We start from the raw sequence: 3,668 nt of genomic DNA on the forward strand, positions 1-3,668 counted from the left end.
GTCTTCATCTTCAAGAATATTTAATAAATAATCTTCTTCAGGCTGATTCCCTCTTTCAAGCTCACGCTGGATGGCTTTAGCGATAATCTGAGTTTTTTCGTTTGTTAAATCTTCGGGCGGAATATGAAGAAAAATAAATTCGCAAAGATCTTTATCTTTTGAAAACATCAATTGAAGCAGGCTTTTTTCGACTTCTGGAACATTTTTATAAACAAATTTATTCTCAATGTTTTCTGTTGTTTTCGTTTCAACTCGTTGAGATACACTCTCAAATTTATTCTGCTGAACTAAATATTTACCGAGCGATTCAGCTAATGCGGATTCCCTAATTTTAAATTTTTCGGAAGCATGTTTTACAAATAAAGATCTTCTGATAGGATCACGAACTTTCGCAGTAAGCTCTAAAATTCGATTAATAATTTTCAACTTTTCGGAATTTTCTAAAGATTTTTTCTCTTTTGTGTGAAGCGAAGTGATGAAGTCTATGTAATTGCTAGCGGTTTGAAGTTCAAGTTTGAATCGCTCCTCTCCATGAGCATTGACAAATGAGTCCGGATCCTCTCCTTCGGGAAGAGTTACTATTTTGAAGTCAGTATCTCCTTCGAGCATCAGTTCCGATGCTCGCTCGGCAGCTTTTTTTCCGGCTTCATCAGAATCGTAAATTAAAACTATATTTTTTGTCAGTCTTGAAATTGCATGAACTTGATCTGAAGTGAGTGCCGTACCGGCGCTTGCTACAACATTGCGGAAGCCTGATTGATACAATGCAATCAAATCCATATACCCTTCCACCAAGATAGCAGAATCTTTTTTTCTAATTTCATCTTTTGACTGAAAAATTCCGTAAAGAGTTTTTCCTTTAATATATATTCTTGACTCGGGGGAGTTTAAATATTTTGGCTGGTTTTCCTCGTCGATAAGTAATCTTCCTCCGAATGCAATGATTCTGCCCGAGGTTGAGAAAATTGGGAAAATAATTCGTCCTCTAAATCTATCATAATAGTTTCCATCTTCACGTTTTAAAATCAAGCCGAGCTTTTCAAAGATCACAGTCTCATAATTATTTTTCTTTATGAAATTTACAAGTCCTTCCCAAGAACTTAACGAATAGCCCAATCCAAAATTTTTAATTACATCGTCGGAGAGTCCGCGTTGATAAAGATATTTGAGTGCATTTTCTCCTTCGTTTGTTTTCGTGAGGTTCTCATAAAAATATCTCGCAGTCAAGCGGCTGTAATCGTAAAGTTTTTCGAGCTCGGTATCTTTTTCGTAATATCTTCCGTCTTCATAATCGAGCTGTATGTTGAATTTTTTCGCGAGTTCTTCAATCGCATCGACGTAATTGTATTTTTCATGCTTCATCAAGAATGAAACAGTATTGCCGCCTTCGCCGCAACCGAAACAATGGAACATTCCTTTGTCTTCACTCACGGTAAACGAAGGGGTTTTCTCATTGTGGAAAGGGCAAAGACCAACATAATTCTTCCCCCGCTTTTTTAATTGCACATAGTCAGAAATAACATCGACTGCGCTGATCGAGTCAAGCAAATTCTTTATTGAATCTTCTTTTATCCTCATATTCAAAAGTAAATTAAAAAAAATATAAATGAAAAGGTGTTAGAAAAAAAGTGGTTGAATACTAATTATATTCATCCCAACTTTTAATTGGGAGATTTTCAATTTGATATTTTCGAAGTGCTTTGACAAATCTTTTAGCGAATTGTGTATTTGTAATTACGGGAATGTTCAAATCAACGGCATGTCTTCTAATAACATAATCAGCATCGAGTTCTTCTTTCTCAGCAGTTTTTGGAATGCTAATTACAAGATCGATTTTCCCGCTGCTTAAATAATCAAGAACAAATGGTCCTTCCTCATTGCCTGGGCGTCTGAGAGTTTTAACAGGAATTCCATTATCAGAATAGAACTCGGCAGTTGCTCTTGTCCCATAAAATCTATAATCCATTTCTTTCAACACTCTAAGTTCTTCTAAGAATTCTGCTTTCTGAATCATTGTTCCAGTAGAAAGCATAATTGCTTTCTTTGGAATTTTAAATCCGGTAGAAAGCAGACTTTTCAAAAATGCTTCGTTAAAATCATCTCCCAAGCAGGCGACTTCGCCAGTGGATGACATTTCAACACCGATAATTGGATCTGAGCCTTTTAATCTTGTAAAAGAAAATTGAGAAGCTTTCACTCCAACATAATCCAGATCAAATGAAGATTTATCGATTTTCGCGATATGTTCACCGAGCATCAATCGAGTTGCAATATCGATGAAATTAATTTTTAGAACTTTTGAAACAAACGGAAAGCTTCTTGATGCACGAAGGTTGCATTCAATGACTTTGACTTTATTATCTTTTGCAATGAATTGAATGTTGAACGGTCCGGTGATCTCAAGTGCCCTTGCAATTTCTTTTGTAATTATTTTCACTCTCCTCATTGTTTCGAGATATGTTCGCTGCGGTGGAAGTACTAAAGTTGCATCACCTGAATGCACTCCGGCATTTTCCACATGTTCGCAAATTGCATAGCAAAACAATTCACCTTTATTTGCCACGGCATCAACTTCAATCTCTCGAGCATTGGTTATAAATTTGCTTATAACTACTGGATGTTCTCTACTGATATCAGAAGCTTTTTTTAAGTAACCTTCAAGTTCGTCTTCAGTTAGCACAATACTCATTGCGGCACCGCTAAGAACATAGCTCGGACGAATCAGAACAGGATATTCCACTTCGGCGGAAAACTTTTTCGCAGAATCTAAATCTTTAAGCTCTTTCCATTCTGGTTGGTCGATTTCTAATTCATCAAGAATCCTTGAAAATTTATCCCGGTTTTCGGCATTGTCGATTTGCAAAGGAGATGTGCCAATTATTTTTACGCCCTCATTAAATAATTTCATCGCAAGATTATTGGGAATTTGTCCTCCCATTGATACAATTATACCCTCTGGCGTTTCCGTTTCGTAAATATCAAGAACTCTTTCAAGTGTCATTTCCTCGAAATACAATTTATCGCAGATATCATGATCTGTGGAGACAGTTTCAGGATTGTAATTGATCATAATTGTCTTGTAACCCATCTGATTCAAAGTCATAACCGCATTTACACAGCACCAATCAAATTCAACTGATGAACCAATTCGATAGGGTCCGCCGCCGAGAACGACTATTTGTTTTTCTTTTTTAGGCGAAATATCATTCTCATCACCATTGTATGTCATGTATAAATAATTCGTTTGAGCAGGATATTCTGCTGCGAGTGTATCGATTTGCTTAACTACTGGAATAATTCCTAATTCTTTTCTTTTGTTTCTGATAGTTTTTTCATCAGATGAAATTAAGTGAGCTATCTGTTTATCTGAAAATCCTTTCTGTTTTGATTCCAACATTATTTTTCTATCAAGCTGATCAACTGAGAATCCCGCGAGTCTTTTTTTAACATCAATAATATTTTTCATCTTATAAAGGAACCACCTGTCGATCTTAGTAAGCTCATTTATTTTTTCGATTGACATTCCATCTTCAAGAGCTTTAGCAACGAAGAAAATTCTTCTGTCAGTTGGAACCGATAAATCGGTCTCGATACCCTCAGCTGCGTTTAGCTCGTTGCCGGAGAATCCATTCAATCCAATATCAAGCATCCGAATGGCTTTCTGAAAT

2 protein-coding genes are annotated in these 3,668 nt (G+C 36.2%); both read right to left on the bottom strand.

All coding sequences use genetic code 11. The features are described 5' to 3' along the window. The coding region (locus tag FJ213_13015; protein ID MBM4177071.1) for a DNA primase at positions 1-1,578 on the bottom strand (1,578 nt) is incomplete at its 3' end. Between the two features lie 61 nt (positions 1,579-1,639). After that, positions 1,640-3,668 (bottom strand): carbamoyl-phosphate synthase large subunit (gene carB / locus FJ213_13020; GenBank protein ID MBM4177072.1); only part of this gene is annotated, 2,029 nt, incomplete at its 5' end.

Source organism: Ignavibacteria bacterium, assembly GCA_016873845.1.
In the GTDB taxonomy this organism is placed as follows: Bacteria; Bacteroidota; Ignavibacteria; order Ch128b; family Ch128b; genus JAHJVF01.